The organism is Dyella sp. (genome assembly GCF_035503745.1).
Lineage (GTDB): Bacteria > Pseudomonadota > Gammaproteobacteria > Xanthomonadales > Rhodanobacteraceae > Dyella_B.
Genome location: NZ_DATJTC010000009.1, coordinates 1 through 21,180, shown reverse-complemented (window position 1 = coordinate 21,180; position 21,180 = coordinate 1). Strand labels below are relative to the sequence as shown.

General features: G+C 62.8%; 15 protein-coding genes and 1 pseudogene. 7 read left to right on the top strand and 9 right to left on the bottom strand.

The features are described 5' to 3' along the window. The first annotated feature begins 33 nt into the window (after window positions 1–33). Entirely contained in the window at window positions 34–795 is a 762-nt protein-coding gene (locus VME63_RS03400; RefSeq protein ID WP_325430251.1) for an NAD kinase, read from the top strand. A 142-nt stretch (window positions 796–937) separates the two neighbouring features. Next, complete coding sequence (locus VME63_RS03395) at window positions 938–1,867, top strand: 5'-nucleotidase (protein WP_325430249.1); 930 nt, start codon at window positions 938–940, stop codon at window positions 1,865–1,867. An 11-nt stretch (window positions 1,868–1,878) separates the two neighbouring features. On the opposite strand, the gene VME63_RS03390 is transcribed toward VME63_RS03395, so the two are convergent. From VME63_RS03390 to VME63_RS03365, 6 genes are all read right to left on the bottom strand, one after another. Continuing rightward, entirely contained in the window at window positions 1,879–2,769 is an 891-nt protein-coding gene (locus tag VME63_RS03390; protein WP_325430247.1) for an aldo/keto reductase, read from the bottom strand. Between the two features lie 15 nt (window positions 2,770–2,784). Further along, window positions 2,785–4,233, bottom strand: coding sequence for an efflux transporter outer membrane subunit (locus VME63_RS03385; protein WP_325430245.1), 1,449 nt, complete (start codon window positions 4,231–4,233; stop codon window positions 2,785–2,787). A gap of 2 nt (window positions 4,234–4,235) precedes the next feature. After that, window positions 4,236–7,541, bottom strand: a complete 3,306-nt coding sequence (locus VME63_RS03380; protein ID WP_325430243.1) for an efflux RND transporter permease subunit — start codon at window positions 7,539–7,541, stop codon at window positions 4,236–4,238. 163 nt (window positions 7,542–7,704) lie between these two features. Further along, window positions 7,705–10,812, bottom strand: a complete 3,108-nt coding sequence (locus tag VME63_RS03375) for an efflux RND transporter permease subunit (RefSeq protein WP_325430241.1) — start codon at window positions 10,810–10,812, stop codon at window positions 7,705–7,707. Between the two features lie 19 nt (window positions 10,813–10,831). Next, window positions 10,832–12,085, bottom strand: coding sequence for an efflux RND transporter periplasmic adaptor subunit (locus tag VME63_RS03370; RefSeq protein ID WP_325430239.1), 1,254 nt, complete (start codon window positions 12,083–12,085; stop codon window positions 10,832–10,834). Between the two features lie 476 nt (window positions 12,086–12,561). Beyond that, window positions 12,562–13,437, bottom strand: coding sequence for a DMT family transporter (locus VME63_RS03365; RefSeq protein ID WP_325430237.1), 876 nt, complete (start codon window positions 13,435–13,437; stop codon window positions 12,562–12,564). A 350-nt stretch (window positions 13,438–13,787) separates the two neighbouring features. On the opposite strand from VME63_RS03365, the gene VME63_RS03360 reads away from it, so the two are divergent. The 5 genes from VME63_RS03360 (at window position 13,788) to VME63_RS03340 (ending at window position 19,712) form a co-directional block, all read left to right on the top strand. Beyond that, a complete protein-coding gene (locus tag VME63_RS03360; protein WP_325430235.1) occupies window positions 13,788–14,975 on the top strand; it encodes a hypothetical protein in 1,188 nt (395 codons plus the stop codon). Between the two features lie 183 nt (window positions 14,976–15,158). Beyond that, window positions 15,159–16,328, top strand: a complete 1,170-nt coding sequence (locus VME63_RS03355) for an acyl-CoA dehydrogenase family protein (RefSeq protein WP_325430233.1) — start codon at window positions 15,159–15,161, stop codon at window positions 16,326–16,328. A 33-nt stretch (window positions 16,329–16,361) separates the two neighbouring features. Further along, window positions 16,362–16,901 carry a GNAT family N-acetyltransferase gene (locus VME63_RS03350; RefSeq protein ID WP_325430231.1) on the top strand — a complete coding sequence of 180 codons (540 nt, stop codon included), beginning with the start codon at window positions 16,362–16,364 and terminating at the stop codon, window positions 16,899–16,901. Continuing rightward, window positions 16,898–17,368, top strand: coding sequence for a hypothetical protein (locus VME63_RS03345; protein WP_325430229.1), 471 nt, complete (start codon window positions 16,898–16,900; stop codon window positions 17,366–17,368). The genes VME63_RS03350 and VME63_RS03345 overlap by 4 nt, the downstream gene beginning before the upstream one ends. A 70-nt stretch (window positions 17,369–17,438) precedes the next feature. After that, window positions 17,439–19,712: a thiamine pyrophosphate-dependent enzyme gene (locus tag VME63_RS03340; protein WP_325430227.1), complete on the top strand. Its 2,274-nt coding sequence runs from the start codon at window positions 17,439–17,441 to the stop codon at window positions 19,710–19,712. A 474-nt stretch (window positions 19,713–20,186) separates the two neighbouring features. Here the strand turns inward: VME63_RS03340 and VME63_RS03335 are convergent, their stop codons facing one another. The 3 genes and pseudogenes from VME63_RS03335 to VME63_RS03325 all read right to left on the bottom strand — a co-directional run. Continuing rightward, window positions 20,187–20,378 carry a hypothetical protein gene (locus tag VME63_RS03335; RefSeq protein WP_325430225.1) on the bottom strand — a complete coding sequence of 64 codons (192 nt, stop codon included), beginning with the start codon at window positions 20,376–20,378 and terminating at the stop codon, window positions 20,187–20,189. A 226-nt stretch (window positions 20,379–20,604) separates the two neighbouring features. Then, window positions 20,605–21,000, bottom strand: coding sequence for a hypothetical protein (locus VME63_RS03330; RefSeq protein ID WP_325430223.1), 396 nt, complete (start codon window positions 20,998–21,000; stop codon window positions 20,605–20,607). Beyond that, window positions 20,997–21,180: pseudogene (locus VME63_RS03325) on the bottom strand (hypothetical protein); the annotation flags it as partial. The pseudogene VME63_RS03325 and the gene VME63_RS03330, both read right to left, overlap by 4 nt.

The window sequence follows — 21,180 nt, the reverse complement described above, 5'->3', positions numbered from 1 at the left end:
TCAAAGGGACAAGACCCACCCCAAACGGATCTCATGCGCCTCGCCTTCGTCGCCAGCGAAACCCATGTCGCCCAGCAAGCGCGCCGCAAGCTCGTGGAGCGTTACGGCGACGTGCCTCCCAAAGATGCGGAAGTGATCGTGGCGCTGGGCGGCGACGGTTTCATGCTGCGCACGCTGCACGCACACCGCGATCTGGCGGCTCCCGTGTATGGCATGAAGCTTGGCCGCGTGGGTTTCCTGATGAACAAGCACCGGCTCGAGGAACTGCCCGAGCGCATCGAACGCGCGCACACTTCGGAGCTGTTTCCGCTGGAAATGCGCACCACCGACGCCGACGGCCAGTCGCGCTGCGCACTCGCCTTCAACGAAGTATCGCTGCTGCGCCAAACCAACCAGGCCGCACACCTGGAAGTGCAGCTCAACGACATCGTGAAGCTTGCCACGCTGGTCTGCGACGGCATCCTGGTATCCACGCCGGCCGGCTCCACCGCTTACAACCTCTCGGCGCACGGGCCGATCCTGCCGCTCGATGCCAACGTGCTGGCGCTGACGCCGATCAGCCCGTTCCGTCCCCGTCGCTGGCGCGGTGCGATTCTTCCGCACCGCACGCGGGTCAGCCTGCGCGTGCTCGACCCCGGCAAGCGGCCGATCAGCGCCACCGCCGATTTCCTGGAAGTGCGCAATGTGCGCACGGTCGATATTCGCCAGCAGCGCGAGCAAGGCGTGCACCTTCTGTTCGATCCGGAGCACAATTTGGAACAGCGGATTCTGGACGAACAGTTCGCCGCCGATTGAACCTGGGGCCTGTTTACACTCTTGGCGTGGCCCGCGCCAATAGGGCAAGCAGACCCTGGGGCGACCGCGCGTTGCCGCCTCGCTTGCAAGCATTCGCGGCCGCCCTTTGCTAGATTGAATCAAGTGCCCGCATCGCCACGCCATGACCCGTCCGAGCAAAACCGTCCACGATCCACGCGCCGCCGCCGACAACCAGTTGGTGGTCGCCATCTCGTCGCGGGCCCTGTTCGATCTGGGCGACAGCCATGACTTGTTCGAGCAGCAGGGCTTGGACGCCTATCGTGCGTTCCAGATCGAGCACGAGGAGGACATCCTGAAGCCGGGGGTGGCCTTTCCGCTGGTGCAGAAGCTGCTGAGCCTGAACAAGCTTGCCGGCGATGTGCCGCCGGTCGAGGTGATCCTGCTGTCGCGCAACTCCGGCGACACCGGATTGCGCATCTTCAACGCCATCCAGCACTACGGCCTGGAAATCAGCCGGGCGGCATTCACCAGCGGTGCGCCCACCTCCGATTATGTCGGGCCGTTCAAGGCGGATCTGTTCCTGTCGGCCAATGCCCAGGACGTGGGCCGTGCGCTGAAGGCCGGCGTGGCCGCAGCGACCATTCTTCCGTCCAATGCGCCGCCGCGCGCGAGCGAACAGTTGCGCATCGCCTTCGACGGCGATGCGGTGATCTTTGGCGACGAAGGCGAGCGCGTTTCGCGCGAGGAGGGCCTGGAAGCCTTTCATCGCAGCGAGACCGAGCTTGCCGACGAGCCTTTGTCGGTCGGTCCGTTCCGTGGTTTTCTTTCGGCGGTGCATCGGTTGCAAGCGGCGTTTCCGGCAGAGAATTCGCCGATTCGCACTGCACTGGTCACCGCGCGTTCCGCACCCGCGCACAAGCGCGTGATCCTCACCTTGCGGCGCTGGGGCGTGCGTATCGACGAGGCCTTGTTTCTGGGCGGGCGCGACAAGGGCCCATTTCTGGATGCTTTTGGCGCGGATATCTTTTTCGACGACTCGCCGGCCAACGTGGAATCGGCCCGCAAGCACGTGGCAACCGGACACGTGCCGCACGGTGTCAGCAACGGCTGAACCTTTAGGGCTCAGGGCACGCCGTGCCCTTTGCTGGCCACCCAGATCGCGTACCAATCTTGCGCATCGAGTTGAACCTCCAGCGCGGCCATCGCTTCGCGCAGGCTTTCGATGCGGCCGCTTCCGGTGATCGGGTGCGGGCGCGAAGGGTGGCGCAGCACCCAGGCGAAAGCGAGCGTGGTAAGGCTGATGCCCAGGCGCGAGGCCACGGCGGACATTTCCGCCCGCACGCGCAGCGCCTGCGCGTCGTCGCTGGTAAATAGACGGCCGCCGGCCAACGGCGACCAGATCATCGGGCGCGCACGAAGCTGTTGCGCCTGATCCAGCGTGCCGTCGTCCAGTGCGCTCATCTGCAAGGGTGACAGTTCCAGCTGGTTGGTGACTAACGGGTGGTGCTGGTGGAGCAGGGCGAACTGGCTGCTGCTGTGGTTGGACACGCCCCAATGCGCGACTTTCCCTTCGCGCGTCAAAGTGGTGAAGGTATCGGCCAGGGCGGCGGCGTCCATCAGGTAATCGGGGCGGTGGATCAACACCAGGTCCAACTGCTCGGCGTGCAGGTTTCGCAGCGATTGTTCGACCTGTGCGCGTACGTACGCCGCGCTGCTGTCGTAGTGATTGATGCGATACGGTTTTTCCGCCGCGCGCAGGCGGATGCCGCACTTGGTCACCAGCTGCATGCGATCGCGCAGGCCCGGCGCGGCTTTCAGCGCCTCGCCGAACAGCGCTTCGGCGCGGTAGCCGCCATAGATATCGGCGTGGTCGAAGCTGGTAATGCCAAGTTCAAGCGCCTGCTCGATCCAGCGCACGCGCTGCCGCACGTCGAGGTTCCAGTCGGCGATGCGCCAGAGGCCCGCGACGATGGGCGAAAGTTCGAAGCCGTGGACGGCCGTTGTATTTGCCATGGTGTGTGTTTGCGCTTACTGCGTGGTGGCGGTCTTCTTGGTGTCGTCGAGCCGGTCGGCGGACCAGCCGCCGCCCAGATCGCCGATCAGCGAGACCGTGTCCAGCAAACGCTGCTGCTGCACGCCCAGCGCCGTCTGCTGTGCACTCAATTGCGTGGTTTGCGCGCTGGCGGCGGTGGTGTAGTCGACGGTGCCGGCCTGATACTCGTTGAAGGCGATTTGCGCGCCCTGCGTGGCGTCGCGCACCAGGGCATCCTGCATCTGTGCCTGCTTGGCCAGGATGTCGATGCCGGAAAGATCGTCCTCCACGTTCTGGAACGCGGTCAGCACCGTGCCGCGATAGTTGGCCACCGAGGCTTCGTAGGACGCTTTTGCCGCAGCGACTTCGCCGTGGCGCTGGCCGAAGTCGAATACGGTTTCATTGACATCCGCACCCAGCGACCAGACATGGTTGGCCACATGCAGCAGGCCGGCCAGCGGCGATTGTGAGAAGCCATCGGTGCCCGAAAGCGTGATGTTGGGATAGTAAGCGGCGATGGCGACGCCCACCGCCGCGTTTTGCGCGGCCATCTGGCGCTCGGCAACGGCGATATCGGGACGGCGCTGCAACAGGCTGGAAGGCACGCCGACCGGTACCGTCGGCAGCTCCGGCAGGCCCGTGCTGTGCGGGATATCCAGGTCTTGCGGATTCTTGCCCACCAGCACCGCTATCGCGTGGGCGTACTGCGCACGCGCCACGCCTAACGCAATCAGGCTCGATTGCGCGCTTTCCAACTGCGTGCGCGCGGTGATGACCGTCGAAGGCGGCGTGGTGCCGGCGCTGCCCTGGTTGGCGACCACGCGCAGGTATTGCTGGTCCTGATCGACCGTTTTCTGCAGCAGGTCAGTGTCGGCATCGGTGACGCGCAGTTCGATCACGGCAGTGGCCAGGGCTACCTGTTCGGACAAGGTGGCATTGGCAAGCGTCGCCTGGCTGGCCTGCGCGTTGGCCTTGTTTTCCTCGAGCGTGCGGCGAACCTTGCCCCACAAGTCGGGTGCCCAGCTCACGTTGCCTTCCAGCGAACCGCTGGTGCTGATGGGGCGAAAGCCGGTACCGGTGCCAGTGATGGCGCTTTTTGCCGAGCGCTGCTTGGTAGCCGCGCCTTCGACGCCGATGGTGGGAAACAGCGCGCTGCGTGCCACCTGTACTTCAGCCAGGGCCTGTTGATAGTTGGCGTAGTCCGCGCGCACGGTCTGGTTGGAAATGGCCACCATCGGTTCAAGCTGGTTGAGCAGCGGATCGTTGAACACCAGCCACCAGTCGCCCTTGGGCGCTTGCGCCGCGGGCGCGGCTTCGCTCCAGCCCGGCAGCGGCTTGAATTGCGCGGGCACAGGCACCTGCGGCCGATGGTAATCGGGGCCGACCATGCAGCCGCCAAGCAGCAGTGCCAGCGTCGCGGCCAATGCGGTATGAGGAATGTTCATGTTCATGCGCTTGCGTCCGATCGGTTCCACGGCAACGTGGCGGACCACCCGGCGAGCTTGGCGCGCAGGCGGTCGAGGTAGAGGTAGATCACCGGCGTGGTGTATAGCGTAAACACCTGGCTCAGGATGAGGCCGCCCATCACGGTAATGCCCAGCGGCTGGCGCAGCGAGGAGCCCTGGCCCAGGCCGATGGCCAGCGGCACCGCGCCAAGCACGGCCGCCGCGGTGGTCATCATGATCGGCCGCAGGCGAATCACCGCCGCATCGTGGATGGCTTTCTGCGGTTGGTAGCCTTCATCGCGCTGCAGGCGGATGGCAACGTCGATCATCATGATCGCGTTCTTCTTCACGATACCGATCAGCAGGATGATGCCGATCATCGCGATCACCGAGAACGGCGTGCCGAAGATCAGCAGCGCCAGCGTGGCGCCGATGCCGGCCGAGGGCAGCGTGGAGAGAATGGTCAATGGATGCACGGTGTTCTCGTAGAGAACGCCGAGCACGATGTACACCGCCGCCAGCGCCGCCAGGATCAGCAGCGGCATGGTTGACATCGATTGCGAATAGACCTGCGCCGCGCCTGCCGTGGCGCCGTGGATGGACGCGGGCACGCCCAGTTGCTGCTCCGCCTGGCCGATGGCCGCCAGTGCCTTGCTCAGGGAGCCGCCCGGAGGCAGGTTGAAGGAAATGGTGGCGGCCACCAATCCGCCCTGGTGGCTGACCTGGGTGGCGGTGTGGTTGGTGATGAAGGAGGTCATCGCCGGAAACGGCACCAGGGTTTCGGCCGAGGTGCTGTCCGCGCTGCCGCTGGAACTGCCGCCCTTGGAGTTGGAGATGGCATTGGTGAGCTGGTTGGCTTCGGCATTCGAATTCAACGCATTGGTGCTTGAGGCGGAACCGCGCGAGGCCGTCACCGCCGCCGCCGTTACGCCGCTCACCGTGCCGCCCGGCATCTGCGTCTGCTGGGTGCCGGAGGCGTTGCCGGCGGCCGTGCTAAAGCGCATGCGTTCGAGCATCTGCGGGTACTGCCAGTATTGCGGCGCCACTTCCATCACCACGTAGTACTGGTTGAGCTGGTTGTACACGGTGGACACGGTGCGTTGCCCGAAGGCGTCGTACAGCACATTGTCGAGCTGGTTGGGCGCGAAGCCGTAGCGCGCTTCGGTGGCGCGATCGAAATTGACGTAGACCTGCAGACCGTTTTGCTGCAGGTCGGAATTGACGTCCTGCAGCTGGTTTCTGTATTTGCCCAGCGCCTGGACCAGCTTGGGCACCCAGGTATACAGCGCATCGGGATCATCGCTAGTGAGCGTGTACTGGTATTCGGCGGCCGAGGATCTACCGCCGATATGCAGATCCTGCGCGGCCTGCAAGAACAGCTTGGCGCCCGACACCGCATTGAGTTTCGGTCGCAGGCGATCCACCACTTGTGCCGCCGAAATTTTGCGCTGGGACAGCGGTTTGAGTTCGATGAACACGTTGGCGGTGTTGAGCGCACGGCCGCCGGTAAACCCCGCGACCGAATCCACCGCCGGGTCTTTCTGCACGATCGATTGCAGCTGTGCGAGCTTCTTTTCCATCGCCTGGAACGAGATGCTCTGGTCGGCGATGATCTGGCCGATCAGGATGCCGTTGTCCTGTTCGGGAAAGAAGGTGGAGGGCACCAGCTTGATCAGGAACACGTTGAGCACGATCAGCCCCACCAGCATCAGCCCCACCAGCAGCGCGTGGTCGAGCACGGCGGCAAGCGAGTGGGAATAGGCGTTCTTGAAGCGATCGAACTGCTGCTCGTACCACACCGCCCAGCGCGCCTTCGAATGCAGCGCCTTGCCGCGGCTGAGCACATAGGCCGCCATGGTTGGCGTGACGGTGAGCGAAATCACCAGCGAAAGCAGGATCGCGATCGATAGCGTCACCGCAAATTCGTGGAACAACAATCCGATGATGCCCGGCATCAGCAGGATCGGCAGGAACACGGCGATCAGCGACAGGCTCATCGAGATCACCGTAAAGCAGACTTCGCCGCTGCCGCGCAACGCCGCCTCGCGCGGATCCATGCCGGCTTCGACGTGGCGCACGATGTTTTCCAGCACCACCACCGCGTCATCGACGACGAAGCCGGTGCCGATGGTCAGCGCCATCAGCGAGAGGTTGTCCAGGCTGTAGCCGAGCAGGTACATCGGCCCGAACGTGCCGACGATCGACAGCGGCAACGCCACCGCCGGCACCAGGATCGCGCGCGGCGACTGCAGGAAGATATAGACCACGCCGATCACCAGCAGCACGGCCAGGAACAGCGAACGCTCGGTATCGCCCACTGCGGCATTCACCGACTGCGAACGGTCCAGTGCGATGCCGATGTGTACATTGCGCGGCAAGGTGGCCTCGATCGACGGCAGTACCTTGCGGATTTGCGCAACGGTCTTGACGATATTTCCGCCGGGCAGCGGATACACGATTACCAGCACCGCCGGCTGGTTGTTGTACAGGCCCATGTTGCGGATGTTTTCCGCCGAATCCTGCACGCTGGCCACATCGCGCAGCAGCACCGGCGCGCCGTTGCGGTAGGCGACGACAAGGTCGCGGTAGGGCGCGGCCTTGCTGATCTGGTCGTTGGACGTCACTTCGTAGCGCTGTCCGTTCTGATCGATATGGCCCTTGGCGCTGTCGGCGTTGGCGGCGCTGATCGCTGCGCGCACGTCTTCCAGCCCGATGCCGTAGCTGTTGAGCTGATCCGGCTCCAGCTCCACGCGCACCGACGGCAGCGCGCTGCCGCCCAGCGTGATTTGGCCCACGCCATCGACCTGCGACAGCTGCTGCTGGATCACCGAATCGGCCGAGTCGTAAAGCTGCGCGCGCGTGAGCGTGTGCGAGGTCAGTGCAAGCACCATGATCGGCGAATCGGCCGGGTTGTATTCGCGGTAGGTCGGGTTGTTGCGCAACGTGGTCGGAAGATCCGCGCGCGCGGCCTGGATCGCAGCCTGCACGTCGCGCGCGGCGCCGTTGATATCGCGGTTGAGGCCGAACTGGACCACGATTTGCGCCGAACCGACATAGCTGGTGGAGGTCAGTTCGATGACGTTGGCGATGGCGCCCAGGCGCTTTTCCAACGGTTCGGCGACGGTGGACGCCATGATGCTGGGGCTGGCGCCGGCCATGTTTGCCTGCACCACGATCACCGGATAGGTGACGTTCGGCAGCGGCGCGACCGGTAGACGGAAATACGCCAGCGCACCAGAAAGCAGGATGGCGATCGCCAGCAGGGTGGTCGCCACCGGTCGGCGGATGAAGAGCGCCGAGATGTTCATCGTGCTTCACCCGTTGCGATGACCTGGCTGTCTCCCCTGCGTGCAGGGGAGAGTTGGAGCGGGACAAAACAACCTTGCGGCAAAGCCGGCAACAGCGACCCCCTCCCAGCCCGCCCCTGCAAGCAGGGGGAAGGGCGATGCGGCGAGATCGTCAACATGCTGATCACGGCGCACTATCTCCCGCCGCGAGCGAGGGCTTGCGTTGGAAGCGCTGCGCCAGCCGGTCGAAGTACAGATAGATCACCGGCGTGGTGAACAGCGTCAGCAGCTGGCTCAAGGTGAGGCCGCCGATGATCGCCAGGCCCAGCGGACGGCGCAGTTCCGAACCGGTGCCGGTGCCCAGCAGCATCGGCAGTGCGCCGAGCATTGCCGCCAGCGTCGTCATCAGGATCGGGCGGAAACGCAACAGCGAGGCTTCGAAGATCGCTTCCGCCGGCGGCTTGCCGTGGTCGCGTTCGGCTTCCAGCGCGAAGTCCACGATCATGATCGCGTTTTTCTTTACGATGCCGATCAGGAGCACGATGCCGATGATGCCGATCACGTCCAGGTCGCTGCCGGCGATCATCAACGCAAGCAGCGCACCGATGCCGGCCGAAGGCAGGGTCGAGAGAATGGTCACCGGATGGATGAAACTTTCATACAGCACGCCCAACACGATATAGACGGCCACCAGCGCGGCGATCAGCAAATACACCTCGCTCGATAGCGAATCCTGGAACGCCTGCGCCGCACCCTGGAACGAGGAGGTGATCGAGGAGGGCAGCTTCACCGCCTGCTCGGCCCGGTTGATCTCCTCCACCGCCTTGCTCAGCGATGCATCCTTGGCCAGGTTGAAGGAGATCGTCACCGACGGGAACTGAGCCAGATGGCTGATCACCAGCGGCGACTTGGTCACCTGGATCTTGGCGATGGCGCTCAACGGCACCTGGCCGCTGCTGCTGGTCTGGCTGGGCAGGTACAGCTCGCCCAGCGATTGCAGGGTGGGCAGCTTTTCCGGCTTGGCCACCAGGATCACGCGGTACTGGCTGGACTGGTCGAAGATGGTCGAGACGATGCGCTGTCCCAGCGCGTCGTAAAGCGCGTTGTCGATAGTCGCCGCGGTGATGCCAAAGCGCGCGGCCAGCTGGCGATTGACCTCGACGTTGACGCTCAGGCCATCGTTGTTCAGATCGCTGGTCACATCGGTGATCGACTTGATCTGCTTCATCCGGTCCAGCAGCGCCGGCACGTACTTCTGGAACTCCTGCTGACTCGGTCCGCGCAGGACGAACTGGTACTGGTTCGGCGATACGGTGGTGTCGAGGGTGAGATCCTGCTCCGGCTGCAGGTATAGCTTGATGCCGGGTACGCCGGCCACTTCGCCCTGGATGCGGCGGGCGATTTCCGCCGCCGTTTCCGAGCGGTCGTCGCGCGCTTTCAGGTCGATCAGGAAGCGGCCGTTGTTGAGCGTGGTGTTGGTGCCGTCGATGCCGACGTAGGACGTGAGGTTGACCACGTCCTTGTCCTTGAGAATCGCATCGGCCAGCGCCGACTGCCGGTTCACCATGGTGCTGTAGGACACCGAATTGTCGGCGATACTGATACCTTCGATCACGCCCACGTCCTGCACCGGGAACAGGCCCTTGGGTATGGTGATGTAGAGCAGGATGGTAATGACCAGCGTCACGAAGAACGTGACCAGCGTCGCCAGCTGGTGATCCATGATGAAACGCAGGCCGCGCTCGTAGGCGGCCAGCGTCTTGTCGAACAGGCCCTCGCTGATTTGCTCGAAGCGGCTCGGGTGGCGCTCGGACTGCGCGCGCAGGATGCGTGCGCACAGCATCGGCACCAGGGTCAGCGAGACCACGCCGGAAATCACGATCGTCACGGCCAGCGTGACCGCGAATTCGCTGAACAGCCGGCCGATCACGCCGCCCATGAACAACAGCGGGATCAGCACCGCGATCAGCGACACGGTCAGCGACAGAATGGTGAAGCCGATCTGGCCGGCGCCGATCAGCGCGGCATTCAAAGGCGTTTCGCCTTCCTCCAGATAACGCACGATGTTCTCGATCATCACGATCGAGTCGTCGACCACGAAGCCGGTGGCGATGATCAAAGCCATCAGCGACAGGTTGTCGATCGAGTAGTTGAGCTCGTACATCATCGCCAGCGTACCGATCAGCGACACCGGCACGGAAATGCTGGGAATGATCGTGGCAGGCAAGTTGCGCAGAAACACGAAGATCACCAGCACCACCAGCACCACCGCCAGCACCAGCTCGAACGCGGCGTCGGAGACGGATGAGCGGATCACGCCGGTGCTGTCGGAGACCACCGCCACGTGCATGCCGGCCGGCAGCGTCGATTCCAGCTGCGGCAGTTCGCGCTTGATCTGGTCAACGGTGGCGATCACGTTCGCGCCCGGCTGGCGCTGCACGTTAAGTACGATCGAGGGCGTCTTGTCGTACCACGCGCCCTGTTCGGTATCCTCGGCCGCCTGCGTCACGCGCGCGACATCGCGCAGGAACACCGGCGCGCCGTTCTGGTAGGAGATCACCGTGTTGAGGTAATCCTTCGGATCCTGGATCTGGTCGTTGCCGTTGATGGTGTAGTCCAGGTCCGGACCGTCGAAGTTGCCCTTGGGCTGGCTGACGTTGACGTTGTTGATCAGCGAGCGCAGGTCGTCGATGTTCAGCCCGTAGGAGGCGAGCTTCTGCGGATCGGCTTCTATGCGCACCGCCGGTACGTTGCCGCCCGCGGGCGTCACCAGGCCTACGCCCGGCACTTCGGAAATCTTGGTGCCGAGGCGGTTGTTGGCCACGTCCTGCAGCTGCGGCAGCGACATCGACTTGGACGTCACGGCGAGGGTCAGGATCGGCTGGTCGGCCGGATTGACCTTGGCATAGGTGGGCGGCGCGGGCAGGCCGCTGGGCAGCAGACTGTTGGCCGCGTTGATCGCCTCCTGCACGTTCTGCTCGGCCACGTCCAGATTGAGCGACAGATCGAACTGCAGCGTGATGATCGACGCGCCCGCGGAACTGTTGGACGTCATCTGCTGCAGGCCGGGAATTTCACCCAACTGCACTTCCAGCGGTGCGGTGACGGTGGTGGCCATCACCGATGGACTGGCACCCGGATAGAAGGTGCGAATCTGGATCGTCGGATAATCCACGTCGGGCAGCGAGGACACCGGCAGGAAGCGCATCGCGACCAGGCCCACCAGCACAAGGGCGATCATCAGCAGCGATGTGGCCACCGGCCTGAGTACGAACAGGCGGGAAATATTCATCGGATCGTATGTCCGCCGGTCACGACTGCGAGGTGGAGGCGCCCGAACTGCGCTTTCCGCGTTTATGCGGCGCGGAGGACGAAGACGACGAGGCCGGCGCCGACGCGCTGCTCGCCGTGGCCGGCATGGCGTGCGCGATCTTGATCTTTGCACCATCGCTCAAGCGATCCATGCCGTCGGTCACCACCGTCTGGCCTGCGGAAAGGCCCGCGAGGATGACGGTGTTCTTGCCATCGCTCGGACCGGGCGTCACCTTGTGCACCGAGACGGTGTCGTCGGCATTGACCAGATACACATAATCGCCCGGCGCACCCGTCTGCACGGCGGGCGTGGGCACCAGCACCGCGTTCTGCAGCGTGTTCACCAGCAGGCGCACATTGACGAACTCGTTCGGGTACAGCGCTTCGTCATCGTTGGGGAAGGTGGCGCGCAGCGTGACGGTGCCGGTGCTGGTGGCCATCTGGTTGCTTATCGCGTAGAGCGTACCGGTGGCGATCTGCTTGGTGTTGTCGCTGTTGTAGGCCGTCACGGGCAGCTTGGCGCCGGCGTTGACGCGCTCCAGGACCTGGCTGAGCGAATTCTGCGGCACGGTGAACTGCACCGTGGTCGGTTTCATGCTGGTAATCACCACGATGCCGGGCGAACTGGACTGCGTGACGTAATTGCCCGGATCGACCAGGCGCAGGCCCACGCGCCCGTCCACCGGCGCGGTGATGTGGCAATAGACCAGGTCCAGTTCGTCCTGCGCGATGGCAGCCTTGTCCGCCTGCACGGCGGCCGCGTCTTGCGCCACGGTGAATTGCTGGTCGGCGTAGGTCTGCTCGGCGATCGACTTTTGCTGGTGCAACTGGGTGTAGCGGGCGAGGTCGGCGCGCGCCTGGTCCAGGCTGGCCTGGTCCTTGGCCAACTGGGCCTGGGCCTGTTGCTTGTTGATCTCGTACTGGCGCGGATCGATCTGGGCCAGGAACTGACCCTTCTTCACATCCTGGCCTTCCTGATAGCCCACCTCCGTGAGATAGCCGCTCAACTGCGGCAGTACCGTGACGGTGGCGATGGGCGTAACCGTGCCCAGTTCGTTCAAGATCACCGGCATGCTGCCCAGCGTGGCGGCCTGGGCGCTCACCACTTGCGGCGGGTTGCCCATCTTGGCGGGTTTGGCATTGAAAAGGTGAACCACGATGAGGACGATGACCGCCACGATGACCGCCGCGGCAATCCACTTGCCGCGCTTGTTGCGAACATGTCCAGTTGCTCGCGGGGTATTGGCACTCATAACCATCTCCGGTTGCTCGTCCTACAGTTTATCAAGAGCGATTTCATCTCGAAAAAGCATTGATGACCCGGCACAAACCGCTGTCCGTAAAGTGGTTTTCGCGCGCCAGGCGCAGGCCGGGCCATCGTTCGATTTTTCGTGGAGGAATGACTCACGTTTTGCATTCACATGGCACCGCTCGCTGGTGCACGGCCAGGCCATGCGCGGGCGAGCGGTCAGTGGATTCGGGAGCACCGGGGGAGGTGCGATATGAACCCGGGGAATATCAGGCCCTTGGCGACCCGCAGCGTCGATCTTGCCGCGTCACGCTTTTCGATGCCTTAAAGGGGATGTCTTGGTCCATGGACACTGCATGTTAGGTCTCTCGCCAGGGGGAGGCGTGGTGCAGGAGTCATGTAAACGCATTTCATATTAATACGTTGACGCGCCGGGGCATCGCCTATACCGGGTGACGAAACGGCGATTATGTCGGGTATTCACAGCATCTTGGCCCGTCGCCACCACGGGGTGACCTTCTCCTCGCGCACCAGCGTGAACAGGCCCGCACCTAGAATCAGCACAATACCCACCAGCATCGGCCAATCCAGGCGGTCGCCGAACAGCCAGTAACCAAAGCCGATGGCCCACAGCATCTGGCTGTACTGCGTAGGCGCCACACGATTGGCATGGGCGATCAGCGTGGCGTACATCAGCAGCACGCCGGCCAGCGCAGCCAGCAGGCCATAACCGGCCAGCAGCAGCCACTGGTGCAGATCCGGCCAGATGAAGCGGGGGATCATCAGCACGCCGCCGGCCACCAGCGGCCCCACCACGCCTGCGCCGTAGAGGCTGATGCGTTTCTCATGGGGGCCTGCCATGCGCAATGCGATCACCGAGCACGCCGCAAACAGGCCGCAGATCAGCGCCGCCAGATGACCCACGCCCAGCGCACGAAAGCCCGGCCGCAATACCACCAGGACCCCGGCGAAGCCGACGAAAACCGCAGACCATCGACGCCAGCCGACGTGCTCCTTCAAAAAGAGCACCGACAGCAGCGTGACGAAGATCGGCATCAGAAAAATAAGCGTGAACACCTCGGCCATCGGCAACAAGGTAAAGGCCGTCACCGAAGTGATATTGCCCACCGCGCCGGCCACGGACCTGACCCACCATAACCATGGACGGCGCGCGGTCAGCGCATCCTGCCAGCGATCGCCGCGCGACATCATGAAAGGTAGTGCGGCCAGCCCGAATACCGCGCCGAAAAACACCGACTCGTACGGCGGCACGGTGCCGTGCAGGGATTTTACGAAGGCATCGCTGATCGCATAGGCCGCAAAGCTGGCGAAGCCGAGAAGTACACCTTTGATCATGCGGGTTCCGGGGGCAATGAGCGTCTTGGGCACGGCGGCGCCATCCGTGCGTGATGGCCACCATGCTCTGCAAAGAAATAGTTCTGCAACGGACTAACGATTAGCGAGGAGTACGAGCCAAAGCAAGTACTAGCTATCAGGATGACCAAATTGAAGGTGTTTGTCGCGTGTCATTTTGGGGGATGTCTTATATGAGTGGGGTGTTCGACGCGGTAGTGTTCTTATCCATGCACATTTCTCCGCGGCGCGCTTCCTGCGATTCCCTGCCGTCGGCGCAAATGCGCAGCCACGGAGGCGGCCGCGCAGCGGATCGACGGCCGCCATGACTGAGTCGATGCAAGGACGCGGCGGTGCAAGCTTGCAAGTATTTTCCGGCGCGCTTTGCCGGTGTGTTATGGGGTGTGCTGATGGTGTGCAGCACGCCGGCTTTGGCGGTAAAGGTGGCCGACAACCTGGACCTTGGCGGCGCGTTGCGCGCCCGCGTGGATCAAGACCCCTCCCGCGGCATCCACAAGGTCGGCATCGACACGCTGATGCTGGGTGCCAACTATGACTCCGACAGCTGGATAGGCGCCGCGCGCTATCGCTTCTACGGCAAGGATTACCCGTATCAATACACGCGTCATTTCGGCGACATCAACTTCGCCGAATACGCCTGGATCGGCTACCGCTTGGACCCCTCGCAGCAACTGCAGGTCGGCTTGAACCAGGTGCCGTTCGGATTGTTGCGCCTTTACAGCGACACGTTCATGGAAACTCTGGCCTTTACCATGGGCGTGGAAGATCTCGACGAACTCGGTGCGAAGTACATCAAGGACATCGGCAGTTGGAATATCCAGGCTGGCTATTACACGCGCCCCGCCTGGCCAGGCCATGGCACCAGCCGCGGCAGCACTTATTCAAGCGTGGTCACGCCGGCCGATCCTTCTGTCGCGGGGGGCAGCGACAATGTCGAGCGAAACCTGTTCGTCGGGCGCCTGGCCAAAAAGGTCGAGGCTGCCGGCTGGAAGGGCGAAGCGGGCGTTTCGCTGCTCACCGCCACGCTATACAACCGCGATACCCGCCGTGACGGCCGGCGCAACGCATTTGCGGTGCACTACATGGGGCAGCGCGGCCCGTGGGGCGTAAAGCTGCAGTACACCCGCCAAGTCATGTCACCCCAAAACCCCGATGGCGCCAACCGTACGATCACCATCGGCGGCTACGACGGCACCTACAACATGGCCACGCGGGGCAATCTTTATCTGGCCAACGTCAGTTATGCCGTTCCCGGCAGCTATCTGGGGGGATGGGTCACCGATGTGAAGCCCTATTTCAGTTACAGCCTTTACGACAAAGCCGATCCACACTTCCACAACACGCAGCGGTGGATCGCGGGTACTTCGTTTTCGCTCAAATTTCTTTCGGTCTACATGGAATGGGCGCAAGGACGCAATGATCCTTATATCGGCGGCAGCAGCTACGCCCAGAGCCTCGCGGCCGGAGGCATCGACCGGTGGCGGGGACAGCTGTCCGTGAACATCGGCTGGTATTTCTAAGGCACTGGGGCGCCCGGACGCCTCCTCGATCCCATGGGGTGGGGGGCCGCAGGAAGCCTTCACCCGCACGCCGCCCAGGGAGGCGAGGCTGGCGCCAGCCTGACGGCTGCTGCACCCCGGCATGACCGCCGAGGCGGGCCCCGGCTACAATGTAGGGCTTCCCCGACCGCTTCCGGAACCTTTATGGCAGCCCGCTTGAATCCCCTGGACCTGTACGACGTCCGTTCCCTGCTCAGCGACGAAGAGCGCATGGTGCAGGACACCGTCGGCCGTTTCGTTGACGAGAAGGTTATCCCGATCATCGGCGATTGCTTCGACCAGGGCCGTTTTCCGAAGGAACTGATTCCGGATATCGCCGGTCTGGGGCTGCTGGGCGCCACCATTCCCGAGAAATACGGCTGTGCCGGCATGAACGGCGTCAGCTACGGCCTGATCTGCCAGGAGCTTGAGCGCGGCGATTCGGGCCTGCGCAGCTTTGCCTCCGTGCAGAGTTCGCTGTGCATGTACCCGATCTACGCCTACGGCAATGAAGAGCAAAAAATGCATTACCTGCCGAAAATGGCGGCGGGCGAGGTCATCGGCTGCTTCGGCCTGACCGAACCGCACGGCGGCTCGGATCCTGCCAACATGAAGACCAACGCCAAAAAGGACGGCGGCGACTGGGTCATCAACGGCGCCAAGATGTGGATCACCAACGGCAACATCGCGCACATCGCCATCGTCTGGGCGCAGACCGAAGACGGCATCCAGGGCTTCATCGTGCCCACCGACAGCAAGGGCTTCACCGCGCAGGAAGTGCACAAGAAGATGAGCCTGCGCGCGTCGGTCACCTCCGCGCTGTTCTTCGACAACGTGCGCGTGCCGGAAGCCAACCGCCTGCCGAACGTAAAGGGCTTGAAGGGGCCGCTGGGTTGTCTCACGCAGGCGCGCTACGGCATCACCTGGGGCCCGATCGGCGCTGCGCAGGCGTGCCTGAAGGAAGTGATGGATTACACGCAGGAGCGCATCCTGTTCGGTCGTCCGCTCGCCTCCAACCAGGCCATCCAGCTGAAGATGGCCGACATGGCCCGCCGCATCACCACCGCGCAGCTGTTGTCGCTGCAGCTGGGCCGCCTGAAGGACGCCGGCAAGATGGAACCCACGCAGGTGTCGCTGGCCAAGTGGAACAACTGCCGCATGGCCATCGATATCGCGCGCGAATGCCGCGACATCCTCGGCGGCGCCGGCATCACCGTCGAGCATTCGGCGATCCGCCATGCGCTGAACCTGGAATCGGTCATCACCTACGAAGGCACCGAGACCGTGCATCAGCTGGTGGTGGGGCGCGAATTGACGGGTATCAACGCGTTCTGATCCCCATCGCGCGGCAACTGAAGGAGCCGGGCCTTGTCGATTCCCGATATCCGCATTGAAACCGAGCGCCTTGTCCTGCGTCCGCCGTTGGCGGAGGACTTCGACGCCTATGCGCAAAACATGGCCGACGTGGAGGCTGCGCGCTTCATCGGCGGCCAGCAGCCGCGCGAACTGGCGTGGCGCGGCTTTCTTACGCTGGCCGGCGCGTGGGCGATCCAGGGCTTTGCGATGTTTTCGGTGATCGAGAAGGCCAGCGGCCGCTGGGTCGGCCGTCTTGGGCCCTGGCATCCGGAAGGCTGGCCCGGCACCGAAGTCGGCTGGGGCCTGGCGCGCGAAGCGTGGGGCAAGGGCTATGCCTACGAGGGTTCGGTCGCCGCCATCGACTGGGCGTTCGAGAAGCTCGGCTGGCGCGAGATCATCCACTCCATCGATGCCGACAACCTCGCCTCCATCGCACTGGCCCGGCGCCTGGGTTCGCGGCTGCGCGACATCCGCAGCATGCCGCCGCCGTACCAGAGCACCGTCGCCCAGATCTGGGGCCAGTCGCGGGAAGAATGGTTGCGGCGCTCATGACTCGGACGCATTCGCCATGGCGCGAGGCCGTCGCGGTAAACATTACGCTGCTGCGCCAGCATTGCCGCGATCCGTGGGTGGTGATTGGCAGCACCGCCGCCGCGTTGGCCGGGGCGGATGTCACGGTCGCCGACCTCGACGTGCTGACCTCGACCGACGATGCCACCCGTCTGATCGATATGTGGAACGACTGGCTGGACACTGCGTACTGCCCCGAAGGCGACGATCGCTTCCGTTCGCGCTTCGCTCGTTTTCGCTTCGCAGACGGCATGCCGTTGGAAGTGATGGGTGACCTGGAGCTGCATGGCTTCGAAGGGTGGCAGCCGGTGCAGGTGACTGAGATCGTACAGGTCTACTGCGCGGGTGTATCGGCGCCGATTCCCGCTATCGCCGAACAGATACGCATGCTGGAAAACTTCGCGCGGCCCAAGGACTTGCTGCGCGCCCAATTGTTGCGCGCGTTATGACCCTGTCGAACGCGCACCGATTCTCTCCCTTTCTTGCCGCATGACGGCACTCACGAGAAACCTCATCGCCATGTCCGCCACTCCCATCGCCGCCCGCCACAAAGGCTTCAACCGCGCCGAAATCGTCGATCAGAATTTCGTCGAGTTCGTGCAGCAATGGCAGGGCGAGGTGCGCGCCAGGCCGCGCGAGCACGATCCGATCCTGCCGGGCAGCGCGCTCGATGCGCAGGGTTTTCGCGAGCTGTTCCAGTCGCAGCTGATTTCGCGCCATCTGGACCTGATGGCACGCGTGCTGCGCGTGCAGAACAAGGTGTTCTACACCATCGGCAGTTCCGGCCACGAAGGCAACGCGATGGTGGCGCGCCTTACGCGCCACACCGATCCGGCGTTCCTGCATTACCGCTCCGGCGGCTTCATGGCCGAGCGTTTCCGCAAGCTGCCGGGCATGGATCCGGTCATGGATTCGGCGCTGTCCTTCGCCGCCAGCAAAGAAGATCCCGCATCCGGCGGCCGCCACAAAGTGTGGGGCAGCAAGCCGCTATGGGTGTTGCCGCAAACCTCCACCATCGCCTCGCATCTGCCCAAGGCGTTCGGCACCGCCGTCGCGATCGAGCAGGCGCGCCGTATCGGCCACACGCTGCCGATTCCGGACGATTCCATCGCCATCTGTTCGTTCGGCGATGCTTCCAGCAATCACGCCACCGCGCAAACCGCGTTCAACGCGGCTGCCTGGACCGCGTACCAGAAACTGCCGGCGCCGGTACTGTTCGTGTGCGAAGACAACGGCATCGGCATTTCGGTGAAGACCCCCGGCGGCTGGGTCGCCAACAACTTCCAGCATCGCCCCGACCTGGATTACTTCTTTGCCGATGGCCTGGACCTGGCCCACGGCTACGCGCAAGTGCAGCGCGCGGTCGATCATTGCCGCAACACGCGCCGCCCCACCTTCCTGCATCTGAAGACCACCCGCATCATGGGTCACGCGGGCACCGATTTCGAAATCGAGTGGCGCAGCATCGAGGAACTGGTTGCCGTCGAAGCTTCCGATCCCTTGCTGCGTTCGGCCGCCATTGCGCTGGAGTCAGGGCTGCTCACCAAGGACGCGCTGCTGGAACTCAACCAGACCACGCGCAAGCGCTGCTTCGCCGCGGCCGAAGAAGCCGATCGCCGCCCCCGGCTTGAGCGCCTGGACGACGTGATGGCGCCGCTGGCGCCCTACACGCCGGAAAAAGTAAAGGCCGAAGCCGAGCGCACCGATTACCACGACAAGCGCGTGGCGGTGTTCGGCGGCGAAGACAAGCTGCCGGAGAAACAACCCCCGCGCCATCTGGCGATCCAGATCAACCAGGCCCTGCACGATGTCATGGCCAAGTACCCTCAAACGCTGCTGTTCGGCGAGGACGTGGCGCAGAAAGGCGGCGTGTATACCGTCACCAAGGGCCTGTTCAAAACCTTCAAGAGCACCCGCGTATTCAATACGCTGCTGGATGAAACGGTGATCCTGGGCCTGGCGCAGGGCTACGCCAACATGGGCATGCTGCCGCTGCCGGAGATCCAGTACCTGGCGTATTTCCACAACGCCTGCGACCAGATTCGCGGCGAGGCGGCATCGCTGCAATTCTTCTCCAACAACCAGTACCGCAATCCGATGGTGATGCGCGTGGCGTCGCTGGGCTACCAGCGCGGTTTCGGCGGCCATTTCCATAACGACAACTCCATTGCCGCGCTGCGCGACATTCCGGGTCTCGTCGTGGGTTGCCCCAGCCGCGGCGACGATGCCGCCACCATGTTGCGCACGTTGCTGGCGCTGGCCCACGTGGATGGCCGCGTTTGCGCGTATCTGGAACCGATCGCGCTGTACATGACCAAGGATCTCCACGAAGCCGGTGACGGTCAATGGCAGTTCGCCTATCCCGCACCAGGCGAAGCGATGACACTGGGCGAAGGTCGCGTCTACGAAGCCGAGGCCGAGGATCTGGTGATCTTCACCTTCGGCAACGGCGTGCCGATGGCGCTGCGCTCCGCGCGCAGCATCGAGCAAGAACTGGGCTGGAGGACGCGCGTGGTCGACCTGCGCTGGCTCGCGCCGCTCAACGATGCCTTCATCGCCGCGCAGGCGAAAAACGCCAAGCGCATCATCGTGCTGGACGAAGGACGCAAAAGCGCCGGCGTGGGCGAGGGCATCATCACCGCCATTGTCGAAGCGGGCCTGGGCAGCACGCCACTGGAACGCGTGGTGGGCGCCGATACCTACACCCCGCTTGCAGGCGCGGCATTCCTGGTGCTGCCGGGCGATGCGGAAGTGGTTGCCGCCGCGCGCAAGCTCGCCGCACGCGCTCCATGAGTGTGTAAAGGCTCGAATCTAACGCAGCCGAGTAACGGCAACAGACATTATGAATAAAGCACACACCTTCTAGGTGCTTCATGCGTATTCACAATGGCAACCGATTGCGTAGACGTCGCGGTGACTAACATCTATCTCTTCAAAAATGAATGATTTTGCGCGCAATTCAGGTGTTGCGCGGCGTCTGAAGCGAAAACTGGAGCCAGCTTGCGCAACCCCAAAACAAACTTGCGATAACCGACATCAACAATACTCTTGACAGCTTGCTAGCGCTCAACTCAACGCCTTGATGAGCGTATACAAAACAGTAGACGGCGAACATTGACGGACAGAAAAATCCTAGACCGCTAGTGGTAACGTAGAAAATGAAATCCTTTTGAATAAGAGCCTGTACCATAAACACCCGTCGACGCCTGATGATGATGTCGTCCTTCACTAATGGAAGGACGACATTAAAATTACGGACGTACAGCCTCAGTTATTCTCAACGTCGATGGCCATGGCGCAACCAATCGCCGCACCAGCCATGCCGCAGGCACCGCCCAGGTCAAATCCGCCGGCAGTCGAAAGCGGGCCGCTGAAAGCACCAAAAAGTGCACCTGCGATCGCACCACCTGCCCCCGCGCCTAACAGCGTGGCGGCCGAACATTCGCCGGGTTTCGGCATGCCACCGCTCACGGATTCGACTTCAACTTGTTTCCAAGTTACGCATGTTGCTTACTCCATCATTTGCCGGGGATCCGTCTTCCTGACTACGGCATTTGATATGAGTGTTACTGCGTGCATTGGTTCGCCGCTACTACGGCGATTATCGTCGCCTCATTGAGTAGGAAATCAGTCTATCGGGCTGATCAATTTTTCAGCGCTCAGGCCTTTTCTAAATCAAATAAGCCTATTTCCTTAATTTAGCTTTTATAAGCTCCGCGCCGTAGACAATTCCCGTTCCTGCGACAAATGGCGCGAGAAACATTAGCGTCCATGCCACATCGCTTCGGCCTCCCAAAACGAAGTAGAGCGCATATGCTACGAGATTAAGTAGCGGAATGAGATGGAGGAGAATTGAAATTATTGGCCACTGGATTTCATGAAGGCCCTGCGGCAGGGGATAGACGTAGTATTTTGCCCATCTGAATGCGGTGCCGACTAAGAATGCAATAGATGAGTAGTTTAGAAATGTTGTCAATTGCAGCGGCTTGAAGTATTCCAAAACAACTAACCAAGCTATCCAGGTAAAAAAATTAGCCAAAAATGATAGTAAAATTAGGTTTTTGTGTTTGATCTTTTTCATTGCAAGCGTTCCACTAAGAAGTCCGCGAGAGCAACTCTCTGACCAAGATGCTCAGTCATCTCAGCATCGAGGGCCTTCTCGACTAGCAGTTTGGTCAGCTGCTTGAGCAGGCCGTTCTCGCCAATCAGGTCTTCCGGCTTGCTGTAATTGGCCAGCAGGCTATCCAGCAGCTCGCTGGGC